The organism is Thalassobacterium sedimentorum (assembly GCF_031127905.1).
GTDB classification, from domain to species: domain Bacteria; phylum Verrucomicrobiota; class Verrucomicrobiia; order Opitutales; family Coraliomargaritaceae; genus Thalassobacterium; species Thalassobacterium sedimentorum.
Genome location: NZ_JARXIC010000097.1, coordinates 1 through 1,271 on the forward strand (window position 1 = coordinate 1; position 1,271 = coordinate 1,271).

Here is a 1,271-nt window from a genome sequence, read left to right on the forward strand (position 1 = left end):
ATGGGCGGGAGCATATCCAGACGGCACAGGTCAACCCATTTTACGCGCTAGAAATCCGATAACCCTCACTAATACGAATCCCTCAGGCTGGGTGCCTGGCCTCACCGTTCTGCAAAAAACATGAAACCAACTAAGATAAAAATATCCTTCGCAATTATGGCTACATGCCTGTCCACCTTTGCCCTAGCTTACTCTAATGATGCTGGATTTCAAGAAGTAGAGGAAGCTAAGAATCAGAAATGGGAATACAAGATTATCCACAGACTTGGGAATTCGAAACAAACACCAGAAGGTAACTTAAACGAACTTGGACGCAATGGATGGGAACTCGTGTTGATCAAACAAACAACAGAAGAGCATCTTCCGACTTACATCTTTAAACGGCCAGTGAACAAATCACAACCAGATGTAGGTGCCAATCAAAAGCTCGCCCCACTAGAGCAAAAAAAAGCTTTTGAAGTTTCTATTACCAAGGAAGAGTTGCACGCTCACGGCAATCTAATCTCAAGCAAAGAATTAGAGAAAAAACTTTTGGAACTACCTGATGATACAAAAATCCTGATTCGGGCAGAACCTGCGGTCGCCCATAAAGAATTGCTTTCAGTGATGGACCTATGCGCGAAGGCAGGTTTAAAAGATGTAGCAATAGCAACAACCAAAGCAGAACAAGACGCTTCTGGACAACGTCGCTAACGCGCCGCGCCAGAGCTCGACGTTCGACAAAAGAAGTGAATAAAGATCACATAGCCCATAAATTTGCACCATATGCGGTGATCATTTTACTCTATGGGTGTTCGGCGCTACTCAGTTTTATAGTCGTTTCAGAGCATCCTCACAAAGAATATTATTCGATCATAGGCGCTTATCTTTTTGGTTTTTTCTACCTTCCAGTAGCATTCGGCCACTACCTCGCCGAACTCGGAATAAATAAAGAAATAGGTATCGGATTCATTTTAGCTTACTGGCCAATGAGCATATTTCTGAAATATAAATACATCAAAAAAAGAAGTCTATTATGGTTAGTTCCACTTGCACTCGTGATAATATTGCCAGCACTTAAAATCGGAGAATACTTCATTGCCACGATGAGCATATAAATCCAAATGAGGGTCGAACAAGGCAGGATAGGTCAACTCCGTTACGTCGCTTCGCGACTTCACTCCGTGCCTACCTTTGACGATATGCAAAAGAAAGAACGAATCCAATTTGGATGATTCCAGCCTTGCGCTAACGTGTTAAAAAAGAGAATCTATAAAAATGGAATGATGAGT

At 42.3% G+C, this 1,271-nt stretch carries 2 protein-coding genes; both read left to right on the forward strand.

Translation table 11 applies throughout. From position 1 onward, the window contains the following. The first annotated feature begins 120 nt into the window (after positions 1-120). On the forward strand, positions 121-693 hold the full coding sequence (locus QEH59_RS18540; RefSeq protein ID WP_308986876.1) for a biopolymer transporter ExbD: 573 nt from the start codon (positions 121-123) through the stop codon (positions 691-693). A gap of 35 nt (positions 694-728) precedes the next feature. Then, complete coding sequence (locus QEH59_RS18545; RefSeq protein ID WP_308986877.1) at positions 729-1,097, forward strand: hypothetical protein; 369 nt, start codon at positions 729-731, stop codon at positions 1,095-1,097. Positions 1,098-1,271: the final 174 nt, after the last annotated feature.